Here is a 15056-nt window from a genome sequence, read left to right as displayed (position 1 = left end):
GTTGGCGGGGCCCTGCCCCGGGCTCAGTAGCCCTCGGGCAGCGTCATGCCCAGCTGATCGACCAAGAAGCCCCACAGGTCCGCCCACTCCTCGATCATCTTGGCGGTGGGCTTGCCCGCGCCGTGGCCAGCCTTGGTGTCGATGCGGATCATGACGGGGTCCTCGCCAGCGTGGGCGGCCTGGAGGCGCGCGGCGAACTTGAAGCTGTGCGAGGGCACCACGCGGTCGTCGTGGTCGGCGGTGTAGACCAGCGTGGCCGGGTAGTCCGTGCCGTCGACGAGGTTGTGATAGGGCGAGTAGGCGTGCAGGGCCTGGAACTGCTCGGGATCGTCGGCGCTGCCGTAGTCGCTGACCCAGGCCCAGCCGATCGTGAACTCGTGGAAGCGCAGCATGTCCATGACCCCGACGCCGGCCAGGGCCGCGCCGAAGAGGTCGGGGCGCTGGGTGATCGCCGCGCCCACGAGCAGGCCGCCGTTGCTGCGCCCGCCCACGGCGAGCTTCTCGGGCTTGGTCCAGCCCTCGGCGATCAGGAACTCGCCCGCGGCGATGAAGTCGTCGAACACGTTTTGCTTGTCGAGCTTGGTCCCGGCCTCGTGCCAGGCCTCGCCGTACTCCCCGCCGCCGCGCAGGTTGGGCTGGGCGTAGAGCCCCCCCATGTCCATCCACACGAGATCCGGCACCGAGAAGCGCGGGGTCAAGGAGATGTTGAAGCCGCCGTAGCCGTAGAGGTAGGTCGGCGTCTCGCCCGTGGGCTCGAGGCCCTTTTTGTGGACCAGGAACATCGGGACCTTGGTCCCGTCCTTGCTGGTGTAGAACACCTGGCTGGTCTCGTAGTCGGCCGGATCGAAGGCCAGCTCGGGCTCGCGCCACAGCTCGCTCTTGCCGCTGGCGATGTCGTAGCGGTAGATGGTGTAGGGCCGGGTGAAGCTCATCAGCCCAAAGAAGGTCTGCTTGGCGTCGGCCTTGCCGCCGAAGCCGTAGACCGTGGCGATCGCCTCGGGCAGCGCGATGGTCGTCTCGAGCTTGCCCGCGAGGTCGTGGACGCGGATCTCGTTCTTGGCGTCGACCATGTACTTGGCGAACAGCTTGCCGCCGGTGTAGCGCACGTTCTCGAGCGTGTGCTCGCTTTGCGGGATGAGCTCGACGACCTCGGGGCGCAGGTCCGCGTCGCCCTTGGCCGCCTTGCGCCGCTTTTCGTACTCGGCGACGTCGATGGTCACGACCCGCCCGCGGGGCGCGTCGGCGTTGGTGAAGAAGTAGAACTTGCTGCCGACGTTGCCCACGTAGCTGTAGGTGGCCTCGAGGTCGTCGATCAGCTTGATGACCTCGCCCTTGCGCTTGCCGCCCTTCCCCGCCAGCGGCACGTAATAGAACATGTTGCGCACGTCGGTGCCCACGGACACGTCGATCAGCAGGTAGCCGCCGTCCTCGCTGACCCAGCCGTCGAACTGCCAGTCGGGGTGCTCGGTGTCCGCGTAGACCAGCTCGTCGCGGCGCTGCGCGTCGCCCAGGCGGTGGTAGTAGAGCTTTTGGTTCTTGTTGACCTGCTCGAACTCCTGGCCGGTCTTGGGCGCGTCGTAGGCCCCGTAGAAGAAGCCCTTGTTGTCCTTCGACCACGACAGGCCGGTGAACTTGCTCCACTCGATGCGATCGTCGAGCTGCTTGCCGCTCTCGATGTCCTTGACCAGCCAGCGCTTCCAGTCGGAGCCGGCGTCGGACAGGGCGTAGGCCAGGCGCTTGCCGTCGTGGCTGACCTCGATCCCCGAGACCGCCGTGGTCCCGTCCTCGCTCAGCGAGTTGGGATCGAGGAGCACCTTGGGCTCTGCGCTCAGGTCGTCGGTCCAGTAGTAGACAGACTGGTTTTGCAGGCCGTCGTTCTTGCTGAAGAACCACCGCCCGTCCTCTTCCCAGGGGGTGGCGTAGCGCTCGTAGTTCCACAGCGTCTCGAGGCGCTTGGCGATCGCGGCCCGGGACGCGATGGTCTCGAGGTAGGAGAAGGTCACCTCGTTCTCGGCCTCGACCCAGGCGCGGGTCTCCTCGGAGTCGAGGTCCTCCATCCAGCGGTAGGGATCGGCGACGCCCACCCCGTGCAGGTCGTCGACCTGGGGCGAGACGCGGGCTGTGGGGTAGTTCCAGGGCGAGGTCTTGGTCACGGGCGCTTCGCTCGCGTCACCCGTAGCTGGCGCGGCCGGCTCGGGGCATTGGCTCACGTCGCCGCGGTCACACGCGCCGACGAGGCCGAGGGTCAACAGGGGGAGCAGCAGGAGGGTCGACGAGGGCTTGGCAGACATGACGATCGCGGACCCCTGGCTTGTATCGTCCGGTCAAGGAGCGAGCAAGGGCGCGAATCCGCGCAGCTCCCAATCGTGGGCCCCAGCGGCCCAGCCAATCCTGGGCACACTTGTCCGGGCGCTCAATCGGCCTCGAGCTCGACATGGATGAGCTCGGGGTAGCGGCGGCGCAGCTCGGCCTCCATGGCGTCGACCTCATCGGCCACGGCCTGGACCACGCGCTCGCCGAATTCCTCGGCGAACTCGCGCTGCGCCCCGGCGTCCTCGAGCTTGGCGGCGCTCGAGGACACCAAGTCGAGCTGCTTGGCACCGAGGTAGCGCCCGTTGAAGTCGATCTCGGCGGCGAAGCGAAACTCCCCTGCCCCGACCACGCGGCTCTTGGGCTTGCGCACGCGATCGACGGCCGGGTGGGCCTCGAGGTATTCGAGCACCCCCTTCCAGACCTCCTCGGGGATCGCCGGGCCGAGCAACAGCTGGCGGTTCTTGAAGCCCAGCCACACGGCCACCAGGCCGAGCATGGCACCGACGATCAGCGCGCCGATGGCGTCGTAGACCGGGTTTTGGGTGAACTCGGTCAGCCAGATCGCCAGGCCGGCGACGAGCACACCAGCGGTGGCCACGGAGTCCTCGAGCAGCACCGCGGCCGCCGTGGGGTCGCTGGTCGTGCGCAGATATTGAAACAGGCTGTGCTCGCCCTTTTTCTTCCAGATCACCCGCAGCGCCCCGAGCAGCACGAAGCCGTCGGTGAAGAAGGACAGGGCGAGCACGGCGTAGGATAGCCAGCCGGGCTCGACCATGGCCGGGTGCAGCAGCGCGTGGATCCCGTGATAGATGGTCACGCCGCAGCCGAACACGAAGATGCCCACGGCCGAGAGCAGCGAGAACAGGTAGCGGTCGTAGCCGTAGCCGTAGTGAAAGGCGTGGTCGGCCGGGCGCTCGCTCGAGCGGATGCCGATGAAGAGCAGGCCCTGGTTGAAGGCGTCGGCGGCCGAGTGCACGGCCTCGGAGAACATCGCGCCCGAGCCCGACAAGAAGAAGGCGGTGAACTTGACCACCGTGAGGATCGAGTTGCCGATCAGCGCGCCAAAGACTGCGCCCTTCGAAGAGGCCATGGCAGCGAGTGAACAACCTGTAGCCATGGCGCGCAAGTCGAGGGCCGGCGGCCCCCGCCGCCACCAGACCGCCGGTCTTGCCTGTCCCTCGGCCAAGACGGCCCAGCGCGAGCCGGATCAGCCCAGCGCCGAGACGTCGAGGACCCCGGGCTCGCGGGGGATCTGCGACAGCTCGAAGCTCGCGCGCAGCTCCTCGGCGGTGCAGCGGGGGAGCCCGGGGTGATCGCCGAGCAGCCCGGCCGAGCGCGCGAGCGCAGCGACCACCAGGCGCGGGTCCACGCCGCGCTCGCGCAGCGCCGAGAGGTCCGGGGCGCCGTGACGCTTGGACAGCTTGTCCCCGTCCGGGCCGACGATCAGCGGGGCGTGGGCGTAGCGAGGGGTCGCCAGGCCGAGGCTGCGCTGAAGCAGGATCTGCCGCGGCGTGCTGTCCAGGAGGTCGGCCCCGCGCAGCACCTCGCTCACGCCCATGGCCGCGTCGTCGACGACCACGGCCAGCTGGTAGGCCCAGGCTCCCCCGTCGCCGTGGTCGGCCCGGCGCAGCACGAAGTCGCCGACCTCGCGGGCGATGTCCTGGCAGCGCTCGCCCAGGATGCGATCGACGAAGCAGACCGGCGCGCTCGCGGGGATCCGCCAGCGCGACGAGGCCGGGCGCTCGGGGTGCGTGGGGCCCTCGCGGCAGGTGCCGGCGTAGACCGGCTCGACGCCGTGCGGGGCGTCGACCTCGATCTGCGCGCGCAGCTCTCGGCGCGTGCAGGTGCAGGGGTAGGTGTCGAGGCGCTCGAGCGCGGCGACGTAGAGCGCGTGGCGCTCGGACTGGCGGTAGGGCCCGCGCGGGCCGCCCACGTCGGGGCCCTCGTCCCAGTCGAGGCCGAGCCAGCGCAGGTCCGCGAGCTGGCGCTGCTCGTGCTCGGCCTTGCTGCGCTGGGGATCGAGGTCCTCGACGCGCATCACGTAGCGGCCACCGGCGGCGCGGATCTGCAGCCACGAGAGCAGCGCGGTGCGGGCGTTGCCGAGGTGCAGCCGCCCCGAGGGGCTGGGCGCGAAGCGACCCACGGGCGGTGAAGTCGGGGGTGAAATCGGGGGTGAGGTCGAGGCGCCCTTCGCAGCCCCGCTCATGTGGCCCGCGGCAAGTAGCGGACCGGCAGCGGCCCCTCGTCGGTCTCGTCGGTCCACGACAGCGAGACGATCCGCCAGCGGTCGCCGTCCTTGGCCATGGCCAGCGAGTTGATGCCCCGGCGCAGCTCCTCGGAGTTGGGCGTGCTGCGCTCGTAGGTGCTGAACACCTGGGCGACGTCGGCGAACACCTCCGTGCGCCGGGTCAGCTCGCGCTCCACGAAGGCCGTGAGCGCGCCCGAGTCGATCGCCGCGGTCGTGCGCGCGACGTACTCGTCGATCGAGCTCGCGCGGATCGGCTCGCCCTCGCGCTCGGTCGGCGGCCGCGCCGTCTGTCGCGGATCCACGCGCACCATCAACGCGCGCGGATCGAAGAGACTGCGAAAGCGATCCCAGTTCGGGCGGGTGCCCTCGGCGAAGGACACCGAGTCATAGAGCGCGTTGACGATGCCGTCGATGGAGTCGACATCGAAAGGATCGGCTGGTGGTGGCTTGCTGGGCGGCTCGTCCATTGTTCGGGGACGTCCGAGGTTAGCACGGCGCGCGCGGCTCCTCGCTCGTGTTCCGCCCTCGGCGCGCGCGAAGCCACGTGCACAGGCGAATGTGCACCAGGCCACAGCGCCGCCTTCGCGTGAGCCCACCGCACGATCAGGGGATTGTCGCTCACCTTGAAAGGTGGCATTTGCCGCCCATGGCGGACCGGCTCGACATCTCGCAACGCAAGAAGGACCACCTGGCGCTGTGCGCCGGAGACAAGGTCGGCTTCCGCGAGAAGACCCCCCTCTTCGAGCAAGTCGACCTGGTGCACTGCGCCCTGCCGGAGATGCACGCCGACGAGGTCGACTCCAGCGTCGAGCTGCTCGGCAAGACCTTGCGTGCCCCGGTGGTGATCTCGGCGATGACCGGCGGCACCGACGAGGCCGCGAAGATCAACCAGGATCTCGCCCAGGTCGCCGATGAGCTCGGCCTGGCCATCGGCCTGGGCAGCCAGCGCGCGATGTTCGAGCGCCCCGAGACGGCGTGGACCTTCGAGGTCCGCGAGCGCGCGCCCAACGTGCTGCTCTTCGGCAACCTCGGCCTGGTCCAGGCCCGCAAGATGAGCACCGCGGAGATCCGCAAGCTGTGTGACGACGTCGGCGCCGACGCGCTTTGCATCCACCTCAACCCGGCCATGGAGATCGTCCAGCCCGGGGGCGACCGCGACTTCTCTGGGGGCCTCGACGTGTTCCGTCGCCTGGTCGCCGAGCTCGGCGTGCCGGTGATCGCCAAGGAGACCGGCTGCGGCATCTCGCGCGCGGTCGCCCAGGCGATCCGCGACACGGGCGTCGAGCACTTCGACGTGTCCGGGGCCGGCGGGACCAGCTGGGTAGCCGTCGAGGCCCACCGCGCCGCAGACGATCAAAAGGCCCTCGCCGAGGAGCTGTGGGACTGGGGCCTGCCCACGGCGGCCTCGCTGCTCCAGCTGCGCGGCCTGGGCGTGAAGGCCATCGCCACCGGCGGCCTGCGCACGGGCTCCCACGTGGCCAAGGCCGTGGCCCTCGGCGCCTACGCCGGCGGCCTCGCGGCCCCGGTGCTCAAGGCCCACCGCGCCGGGGGCATCGAGGGCGCCCGCGAGTTCCTCCAGCGCGTGGTCACCACGGTCCGCGCGCTCATGCTGCTGACCGGCTCGCGCACCGTGGCCGAGCTCCAGCGCGCGCCCATGATCCTCGGCCCCGACCTCGCCCGCTGGCAGCCGCGATGACCCTCGCGCTGCGCGACCAAGCCTCGGCCTGCGGCAAGATCATCTTGCTGGGCGAGCACTCGGTGGTCTACGGCCACCCTGCCCTGGCCGCCGGCCTGCGCCGCGGCCTGATCTTGCGCGCGCGCCCCCTGGCGGATCGCCACGCGCCCATGGAGCTGGCGATCCCCGGCTGGAACCTGGATCTGCGCCTGCTCGCGAGCTCCGATCACCCGGTCGTCCGCGCCTGCCTCGAGGTCCTCGCCCACTGCGACGCGCCGGTGACCGGCTGGCGCATCGAGGGCGATGTCGGCCTGCCCTCGGGCGCCGGGCTCGGCTCCTCGGCGGCCCTGTCCGTGGCCCTCGCCCGCCTGGCCATCGATCCCGAGGGCCCCGAGCCCGACACCGACGCGGTCGTCGAGGCCTCGATGGTCGGCGAGCGCATCTTTCATGGCACGCCCTCGGGTCTCGACAGCGAGGTCGCGGCCCGCGGGGGCGTCAACGCCTTCGCCCGCGGCCAGGGCTGCGAGCCCGTGCGCCTCGCCGCGCCCCTGCACCTGGTGGTGATGCCCAGCGGCGTGCCGCGGCAGACCGGGACCTTGGTCGCCGGCGTCCGGGCCCGCCGCGACCGCTACCCGCGGGTCATCGATCCGGTCCTCGACGCCTGCGGCGCCCTGGTCGTGCGCGCCCGCGCGGCCATCGAGAGCGGCGACTTTGGGACCGTGGCCGAGCTCGCCAACGTCGCCCAGGAGCTGCTCTCGGCCCTCGGCGTCTCGCACCCGGTCCTCGATGATCTCTGCGCCCTCGCCCTGCGCCACGGCGCGGCCGCGGCCAAGCTGACCGGCGCCGGCGGGGGCGGCTGCGCCTTCGCCCTGTGCGAGACCCCGGCGGACGCCGCCAAGGTCCTCGCCGGCCTCGCCCGCGAGCGCCCCGAGCTCGCCGCCGACCCCCGCACCGCGCCCTTCGCCGTGGAGATCGACGCCACATGACGACCCCAGCCTACCCCCCCGCGCGCGCCGCCCAGGCCGTCGCCCACTCGAACATCGCCCTGGTCAAGTATTGGGGCAAGCGCCCGGTCGAGGACCCCATGGCCCTGGGCCTCAACCTCCCGGCAGTGGGCTCCTTGTCCATGACCCTCGACGAGCTGCGCACGGTCACCAAGCTCGTCCCGGCCGCCGAGGACAGCTTCGAGCTCGACGGGCAGACGCTCACCGGCGCGAGCGCGGACAAGGTCTTCGCCCACCTCGATCGTCTGTGGATCCTCGCCAACCGCGTGCCCCCGCGGCCGCGCTTCGCCGTGATCTCCACCAACCACCTGCCCACGGCCGCCGGCCTGGCGAGCTCGGCCTCGGGCTTCGCGGCGCTGACCGTGGCCGCCGCCGGAGCCATGAGCTTGCTCGGCGAGTCCGGCAGCCTCGACGCCGCCGCGCGCACGCGCCTGTCGGACTGGGCCCGCCAGGGCTCGGGCAGCGCCGCGCGCTCGCTGTGGGGCGGCTTCGTGCGCCTCGACGCGGGCACCCGCGACGACGGCCAGGACTGCGTCGCCCGCCCGCTCTTCGCTCCGGATCACTGGGACCTGCGCCTGCTGGTGGTTCACACCGCCCGCGGGGCCAAGGCCATCGGCTCGACCGGCGGCATGGAGTCCTCGCGGCTGACCTCGCCCTACTACCCGGCCTGGGTCTCGAGCCACGCCGCCGATCTCGACGCCGCCGAGCAGGCCCTGGGCGCCCGCGACTTCGCGGCCCTGGGCACGGTCATGGAGCACTCTTGCTTCAAGATGCACGCCTGCATGCTCGCTACCCAGCCGCCGCTGATGTACTGGAACGGCGCGACCCTCGAGGTCATCCGCGAGGTCTGGCGCCTGCGCATGGCCACCAACCCCGATGGCGGCGAGCCCCTGCGCGGCTTCGTGACCTCCGACGCCGGCCCCCACGTCAAGGTGCTGTGCCGCGCGAACCAGGCCGAGGCCCTCGCCGCTGCCCTCGCCGCTGTCCCCGGCGTCCACGAGGTCCAGGCCGTCGCCCCGGGCCCCGACGCCAGCCTCGAGCTGCTCTGAGTCAGGCCTGCCCGGCCGCCCGCGCCTTCCTCTCTTCTTCGCCTCTCTCCCCTCCAGCACCCCCCTCCGAGACCCGATGAGCGAATCCCCCGCCAAGCCCGCCCCCTTCGGCGCCGTCTCGGCGCCCGGAAAGTCCTTCCTCATCGGCGAGTACGCCGTGCTCGAGGGGCACACCGCCGTCGTCACGGCCGTCGACGTCCGCGCCCACGCGCACTCGCCCCGGCCGCAGCACGACGAGCGCCCCAGCCCCGACAGCCCCTTCGTGGCCGCCGCCGTCGAGCTCGTCAGCGGCTGGCTGCGCGGCCACGACTACGAGGTCCCCGCCCCGGAGGCGCTCCCGGTGATCACCACCGTCGGCTTCACCGCGGGCAACCGCAAGCTCGGCCTGGGCTCGAGCGCCGCCGTCACGGCGGCCACCGTCGGCTGGTACCTCGCCTCCGCCGGCCTCGACGTGTCCTCGCCGGAGATCCGCGAGATCGCCCTGAGCATCGCCCGCGCGGCCCACTCCATGGCCCAGGAGGGCCGGGGCAGCGGCGCCGACGTGGCCACCGCCGTGCTCGGCGGGACCGTGCGCTTCTCCAGGGAAGGCATCGAGCCGATCACCACGCCGAGCTGGCTGGCGATCGGCTTCTTCGACGCCGGCGCCCCCGCGCGCACCGGATCGCTGCTCGAGTCCCTCGAGGCCGGCGCCGCCGGGTCCCGCGAGGCCTACGACGCCGCCATCGCCGGCATCGGCGCGGCCAGCCAGCGCTTCCAGGCCGCCCTCGATCCCGCGCTCGCCATGGACGACGCCTTCGCGGCCATCCAGGACGCCTGCCGCCGGCACAACGAGGGCCTGCGCCAGCTCCAGGACATCGCCAGCGCGCACATCCTGACCGCGCGCATCGAGACGATCATCGGCGCCGCCGAGTGGGCGGGACTCGCCGCCAAGCCCTCCGGGGCCGGCGGCGGCGACCTCGTCGTGGTCTTCGCCCGCTCCGGCGCGGCCCTCGATCGCCTGGCCGTCGAGCTCTATCACCAGCACCGCGTGGCCCTGGTCCGCAAGCTCGAGACCAACGCCGAGGGCCTGCGCGCCGAGCCTCGCCCGCCGGTCAACTCGCGGATCAAGGGCCTGTTCAAGCGCAGCATCGACGCCCGCCGCGAGGCCCTCGCCCTCGCCACCGGCGTCCCCCTCGCCCGCCTCGCCGACGCCGACGCCGGCGCCCTCGCCCCCGAGGCCGCCGACCACATGATCGAGAACGTGATCGGCGTGATGTCGATGCCCATGGGCATCGGCACAAACTTCACGCTCAACGGCCGCGACTACCTCGTGCCGATGTGCGTCGAGGAGGCCTCGGTCGTCGCCGCGGCCTCGAACGCGGCCAAGATGATCCGCGCCGGCGGAGGCTTCGCCGGGTTCTCCGATCCGCCGTGGATGATCGCCCAGGTCCAGCTGGTCCGTGACGACCGCAGCCCCTCGGCGGAGATCGTCGCGCGCATCGAGGGCGCCCGCGATCGCCTGCTCGAGCTCGCCGACGAGGCCCACCCTCGCCTCGTCGAGCGCGGCGGCGGTGCCCGGGACATCGAGGTCCGCAACCTCGACGTCGACAACATCGTCGTCCACGTGCTCGTCGACTGCCGCGACGCCATGGGCGCCAACTTGCTCAACACCGTGGCCGAGACCCTCGCCCCCGAGCTGGCCCAGATCAGCGGCTGGCGCCCGGTGCTGCGCATCCTCAGCAACCTCGCCGATCGCCGGGCCTCGCACGTCAGCGTGCGCGTGCCGGCGCACATGCTCGCCAGCAAGCAGCTCGACGGCGGCGACGTTGCCCAGCGCATCGAGGAGGCCTCGCGCTTCGCCGAGCTCGACCCCTACCGCGCGACCACGCACAACAAGGGGATCATGAACGGCGTCGACGCCGTGGTGATCGCCACGGGCAACGACTGGCGAGCGATGGAGGCCTCGGCCCACGCCTACGCCGTCCGCGGCGGGCGCTATGGACCGCTGGCCACCTGGCGCGTGGAGCGAGACGCGGACGACGCGATCGCGGCCCTGCGCGGAAAGCTCAGCATCCCCACCGCCGTGGGCGTGGTCGGTGGCGCCACGCGATCGCACCCCACCGCGCGCATGGCCCTCGAGATCCTCGGCAACCCCTCGGGCGTCGAGCTCGGGCTGATCATGGCCGCCGCCGGCCTGGCCTCGAACCTCGCGGCTCTGCGCGCGCTGGCGACCGAGGGCATTCAGCGCGGACACATGACCTTGCACGCGCGCGCGGTCGCCATGGCAGCCGGCGCACGAGGCGCGGAGGTCGAGGCGCTCGCCCGGCGCCTCGTCGATGTGGGCGAGATCAAACCCGAGCGGGCCCAGGCTCTGCTAGGTGAGCTACGCGAGGGTGGCCGCTGAAGGCAGGCCGCCCCGAGTGCTCTAGAATTACGACTCGAGGTCTCGCCGATGGTCAACGCAACACGCTCACCCAAGCTCTTCGCCGTCCCCACCGTCGACGAGCACGAGGATCTCGATCAGCTCCCGCCCGCGCCCGACGGCGCGCCTCCGGGGCCGTGGACCAAGGACGCCGCCTACCGCTTTTGCGAGCGCATGGCGACCAGCCACTACGAGAACTTCCCGGTCGCCTCGCGCTTCGTGCCCGCGCCCCTTCGCCCCCACGTCTGGGCGATCTACGCGTTCTCGCGCACGGCCGACGACTTCTCCGACGAGCCGCGCTTCGAGGGCCGCCGCCGCGAGGCCCTCGACGCCTGGGAGCACTACCTCGAGGTCGCCTACCACCGCGACGTCGACCACCCGATCTTCTTGGCCCTGCGCGACTCGGTGCGTCGCCACAACATCCCCATCGGTCCCTTCAAGGCCCTGCTCACGGCCTTCCGCATGGACCTGACAAAGCACCGCTACGCCTCCTTCTCGGAGCTGCGCAACTACTGCACGCACTCGGCCAACCCCGTGGGCCAGCTCGTGCTCTACGTCCACGGCCACCGCCAGCCGGAGCTGCACCGCTTCTCCGACGAGATCTGCTCGGGCCTGCAGATCGCCAACTTCCTCCAGGACCTCAGCGTCGATATCCCCCGCGGGCGCTGCTACATCCCGCAAGAAGACCTGATCCACTTCGGGGTGACCTGGGATCAGCTCCAGGCCGGGCGCCACAGCGTCGAGTTCAAGGAGCTGATGCGCTTCGAGATCGCCCGGGTGCGGACCATGTTCCTGCGCGGGCAGCCGCTGATCCGCAAGGTCTCGCCGGGGCTGAGCCTCGAGCTCGAGGCCACCTGGCGCGGCGGCATGAAGGTCCTCGACCTGATCGAGGCCCGGGACTACGAGGTCCTCGACTACCGCCCGACCCTCGACAAGCGCGACGTCGTCGACGTCGCCGGGCGCTCGCTGGTCGCCTTTGGCCAGCGCTTCTTCCGGGGAGAGGTATGAACATGGCCGCCCCTGGACCCCTCGCCCGCCTGCGTGAAGCCGGAGAGACCGCCCTGCGCCGCCTGGGCTCGCGCTCGGGCTCGAATTTCAAGTTCGCGTTCTTGTTCCTCGGCCCCAGTCAGCGCCGCGGACTGGAGACCGTCTATGGCTTTTGCCGCGTCGTCGACGACATCGTCGACGATCGCCCGCCCGGCCCCGAGGGCCGCGCCCAGGCCGAGGCCGAGCTCGACACGTGGATGACCGAGATCGAGCGCATCTACTCTTCTGGTGGGTCCGATGGGTCCGGTGAGCGCCCCGAGGGCGAGCTCGCCATGGCCCTGGCCGAGACCGTGCGGCTCTTCGAGCTCCCGCGCTTCGCCCTCGAGGAGATCGTGGCCGGCTGCGCCATGGACCTCGACATCACCACCTACGCGGATCTCGAGGCCCTCGAGCTCTACTGCTACCGCGTGGCCTCGTGCGTGGGCATCCTCTGCCTGGGCATCTTCGGCGACCAGTCGCCGACCGCTCAGCGCTACGCCAAGCACCTCGGCCTGGCCCTGCAATACACCAACATCTTGCGCGACATCGGCGAGGACGCGGCCCGCGGGCGCGTCTACCTGCCCCTCGATCTGCTCGCGCGCCACGGCCTGGGCGAGCAGGACATGCTCGCCTGCCGCTACGACGAGCGCTTCTTGGCCATGGCCGAGGAGTTCGCCGACATCGCCGAGCGCGAGTATCAGCTGGCGTGGGCCGAGCTCGCGAAGATCGAGGATCGCCGCCCGCTGCTCCCGGCCGAGATCATGGGTCGGACCTACTACGAGCTGCTCGCGGAGATCCGCGCCCACCGCTACAACGTGTTCACCTACCGGGCTTCGCTGCGGCGCCGCGACAAGCTCAAGGTCGCGGGCATCTCCTTGGCGCTGACAGCCCTCCCACACGATCTCCCGGGGCCGCTGGCGGCCGTGCGCGGGTCATTGTCGTAGCGATCCCGCACCCGAGAGTCCGCGCGCAAAAGCCCCGCGAAAGCCGCTACACTCGGGCGGCTGTGATCCGCATGAGCTCGAAAACGTTCTGCGCGCTGCTCAGCGCCGCAGCTGGCCTGACGCTGGCCTGCTTCTCTGGCGAGGGCAGCATCGGCGCCATCTGTGACAACGACAGCCAGTGCGGCAACGGCCAGGCCTGCGTCAATCGGGTCTGCGGGATGTGCAACGACCAGATCGCCCAGCCCGGCGAGCTTTGCTTCGGGGACGCCTCGGAGGAGTCCGTGTTCGGCCAAGTCGTCGATCTCGAGCGCATCGCGGTGCCCCAGGCGCCCGAGATCGACCTGATCGGCGCGGTCGTCAACGGGGAGTGCACCTCGGATACGGAGTCCGACGAGGCCTGCTGGGCGCTCTACGCCGTGCTCCCCGACGAAGACGGCGACTTCGAGCCGGACCCCGGCCTCAGCCGAGTCAACAACCCCGGCCAGATCTACGCCTTCGCCAGCGGGGACTTCGACAACGACGGCCAGACCGACGTGGTCTACGTGATCGACCGCCCCGACTTCCCCGATCAAACCGCGGTCGAGGTCACCTACGAGTTCCTCGGCGTCCAATTCTCCCGCGGCTACATCGACATCAACATCACGGCCGACGCGGCCGTGGTCGCGGACTTCAACGCCGACGGCTACGACGATCTCCTGCTCGCCGATCACGAGGGCAACCTGCTCAACACCCTGATCGCCTCGCCCGGATCGGACACCGCCTTCGAGGCCGTCGCCACCAACGTCACCGTGATCCAGCCGCGACTGTCGAACCCCGCGGACATCGACGGCGACGGCGACCTCGACCTCATCGTCGCCAGCGCGAGCATGCGCGTCATCCAGACCCTGCTCAACGACGGCGCGGGCAACTTCACGCCGGGCGTGGAGATCGACCTCGATCTCGAGGCCAAGCCGACCGCCGTGGTGCTCGGCGATCTCAACCGCGACGAGGACGTCGACGCGGTCGTGCTCGTCAGCCCGGTCAGCGGCTCGGGCCCGCTGCCCGACGTCGACGGCGAGGCGCTGGTCCTCGTCTTCGTCGGCGACGGCCAGGGGGGCTTCACCCTCGAAGGTGAGCTGCCCGGCGGCGAGGACCCCGTGCAGGCCATCCTCTTCGACATCAACTACGACGAATGGCCCGACATCGTGGTCGCCGACCGCGGAGAGGACAAGCTCCCGGTCTACATCAGCCGCGAGGGCGGCTTCCCCGACAGCGTGCTGATCGACGTCGCCGCCGCGCCAAACAACCTGCTCCCTGGCGACCTCGACAACGACGGCTTCGACGACCTCGCGGTCGCCAACGCCAACGGCGTGCTCGCCGTTGTCCCCGCGGAGAACTGATGACGCAGCCCATCGCGCCACACCTCAGGCGACTCGCCACCGTGCTCTGCTCTGCGCTCACCGCCGCGACGCTCACGCTCGCGCCGCTCACGAGCCTGGCTGCGCCGCCCACCCCATCCGCCGACGACGACGACGCCCCGGCTGTCCCGCCCGCCGAGGCACCCGCCAGGACCACCGACGTCACCGAGGCCAAGCGGCTCTTCGACGCGGGCGTCGCCCGCTACAGCGCCGCGGACTACGGGGCCGCCATCGACTACTGGCTCGAGGCCAACACCTTGCTGCCCCCGACCGCCGAGTTCTCGCTGGTCAAGGCCGAGCTCATCTACAACGTCGCCCGCGCCCAGCAGAAGTGGTTCGAGATCGACGACGACGTCAAACACCTGCGCCAGGCCAGGGAGATCCTGTCGAGCTACCTCGGCGATCTCGACTCGCTCTACGATCCGGCCCAGGCCACCCTCGAGCGCGAGAAGCTCGAGGAGCAGATCGCCGATCTCGACGCGAAGATCGCCGCCTGGGAGGAGGATCGGCGCCGCCGAGAGGCCGAGCTCGCCGAGCGCATGCGCCCGAGCTTCGACTTCGCCGCCGACGCCCGCGAGGCCAAGCGCAACAAGGCGATGCTCAGCGCCGGCGCCACACTCACGGCCTTCGGGCTCGCCGGCGTCGGCATGTTCAGCGCGGGCGTGGCCCTCGCGAGTAGCGCCGACCGCCAGCTCGGGGACCTCCCCCTAGAGGCGAACATCGAGACCCGCGAGCAGGTGATCCTCCGCGGCCAGGGCGGCACGGCCCTGATCGTCGTCGGCAGCATCTCGGGCCTGATCTTCCTGTCCTGCGGTGTGCCGCTGGTCGCGGTGGCGGCCAAGGCCGAGCGCGGCCGAAAAAAGCGGCGCGCCGAAGCCGGAGTCGAGGCCGCGGCCCCCTTGCTGCTCCCTGGCGGCGGCGGAGTCGGCTTCGTCGGGCGGTTCTGATGCGCCCATGACCGAGCGCGGCTGCGCGCGCAACGGGCTGTGATCTGGGGCA

General features: G+C 71.1%; 12 protein-coding genes. 8 read left to right on the top strand and 4 right to left on the bottom strand.

Translation table 11 applies throughout. From position 1 onward, the window contains the following. Nucleotides 1–23 precede the first annotated feature (23 nt). From G6O69_RS28055 to G6O69_RS28040, 4 genes are all read right to left on the bottom strand, one after another. Nucleotides 24–2291 (bottom strand): prolyl oligopeptidase family serine peptidase, encoded by a 2268-nt coding sequence (locus G6O69_RS28055; protein WP_172306549.1) that lies wholly within the window; start codon nucleotides 2289–2291, stop codon nucleotides 24–26. Nucleotides 2292–2413: 122 nt separating this feature from the next. After that, nucleotides 2414–3403 carry a cation diffusion facilitator family transporter gene (locus G6O69_RS28050; protein WP_172306548.1) on the bottom strand — a complete coding sequence of 330 codons (990 nt, stop codon included), beginning with the start codon at nucleotides 3401–3403 and terminating at the stop codon, nucleotides 2414–2416. A 117-nt stretch (nucleotides 3404–3520) separates the two neighbouring features. Beyond that, nucleotides 3521–4456, bottom strand: coding sequence for a tRNA glutamyl-Q(34) synthetase GluQRS (gene gluQRS, locus G6O69_RS28045; protein ID WP_346017095.1), 936 nt, complete (start codon nucleotides 4454–4456; stop codon nucleotides 3521–3523). A 59-nt stretch (nucleotides 4457–4515) separates the two neighbouring features. Beyond that, nucleotides 4516–5028, bottom strand: a complete 513-nt coding sequence (locus G6O69_RS28040; RefSeq protein ID WP_172306546.1) for a hypothetical protein — start codon at nucleotides 5026–5028, stop codon at nucleotides 4516–4518. A 179-nt stretch (nucleotides 5029–5207) separates the two neighbouring features. Between G6O69_RS28040 and fni the strand changes: the two genes are divergently transcribed. From fni to G6O69_RS28000, 8 genes are all read left to right on the top strand, one after another. Next, nucleotides 5208–6257, top strand: a complete 1050-nt coding sequence (gene fni, locus G6O69_RS28035; protein ID WP_255215895.1) for a type 2 isopentenyl-diphosphate Delta-isomerase — start codon at nucleotides 5208–5210, stop codon at nucleotides 6255–6257. Then, entirely contained in the window at nucleotides 6254–7222 is a 969-nt protein-coding gene (gene mvk, locus G6O69_RS28030) for a mevalonate kinase (protein WP_172306544.1), read from the top strand. Before fni ends, mvk begins: the two co-directional genes overlap by 4 nt. Beyond that, the gene (gene mvaD, locus G6O69_RS28025) at nucleotides 7219–8289 is read left to right on the top strand and encodes a diphosphomevalonate decarboxylase (protein WP_172306543.1); all 1071 of its coding nucleotides are present in this window, start codon (nucleotides 7219–7221) and stop codon (nucleotides 8287–8289) included. Before mvk ends, mvaD begins: the two co-directional genes overlap by 4 nt. A gap of 76 nt (nucleotides 8290–8365) precedes the next feature. Next, a complete protein-coding gene (locus G6O69_RS28020; protein ID WP_172306542.1) occupies nucleotides 8366–10672 on the top strand; it encodes a hydroxymethylglutaryl-CoA reductase, degradative in 2307 nt (768 codons plus the stop codon). Nucleotides 10673–10720: 48 nt separating this feature from the next. Continuing rightward, entirely contained in the window at nucleotides 10721–11698 is a 978-nt protein-coding gene (gene hpnC, locus G6O69_RS28015) for a squalene synthase HpnC (RefSeq protein ID WP_172306541.1), read from the top strand. Between the two features lie 2 nt (nucleotides 11699–11700). Further along, on the top strand, nucleotides 11701–12660 hold the full coding sequence (locus G6O69_RS28010; RefSeq protein ID WP_172306540.1) for a squalene/phytoene synthase family protein: 960 nt from the start codon (nucleotides 11701–11703) through the stop codon (nucleotides 12658–12660). 71 nt (nucleotides 12661–12731) lie between these two features. Continuing rightward, nucleotides 12732–14039 (top strand): VCBS repeat-containing protein, encoded by a 1308-nt coding sequence (locus G6O69_RS28005; RefSeq protein ID WP_172306539.1) that lies wholly within the window; start codon nucleotides 12732–12734, stop codon nucleotides 14037–14039. Further along, complete coding sequence (locus G6O69_RS28000; protein WP_176397130.1) at nucleotides 14039–15004, top strand: hypothetical protein; 966 nt, start codon at nucleotides 14039–14041, stop codon at nucleotides 15002–15004. The genes G6O69_RS28005 and G6O69_RS28000 overlap by 1 nt, the downstream gene beginning before the upstream one ends. The last annotated feature ends 52 nt before the right edge of the window (nucleotides 15005–15056 follow it).

This window comes from Pseudenhygromyxa sp. WMMC2535 (assembly GCF_011083025.2).
The sequence above is the reverse complement of the archived record's forward strand: the minus strand, read 5'-3'. Positions and strand labels throughout refer to the sequence as shown.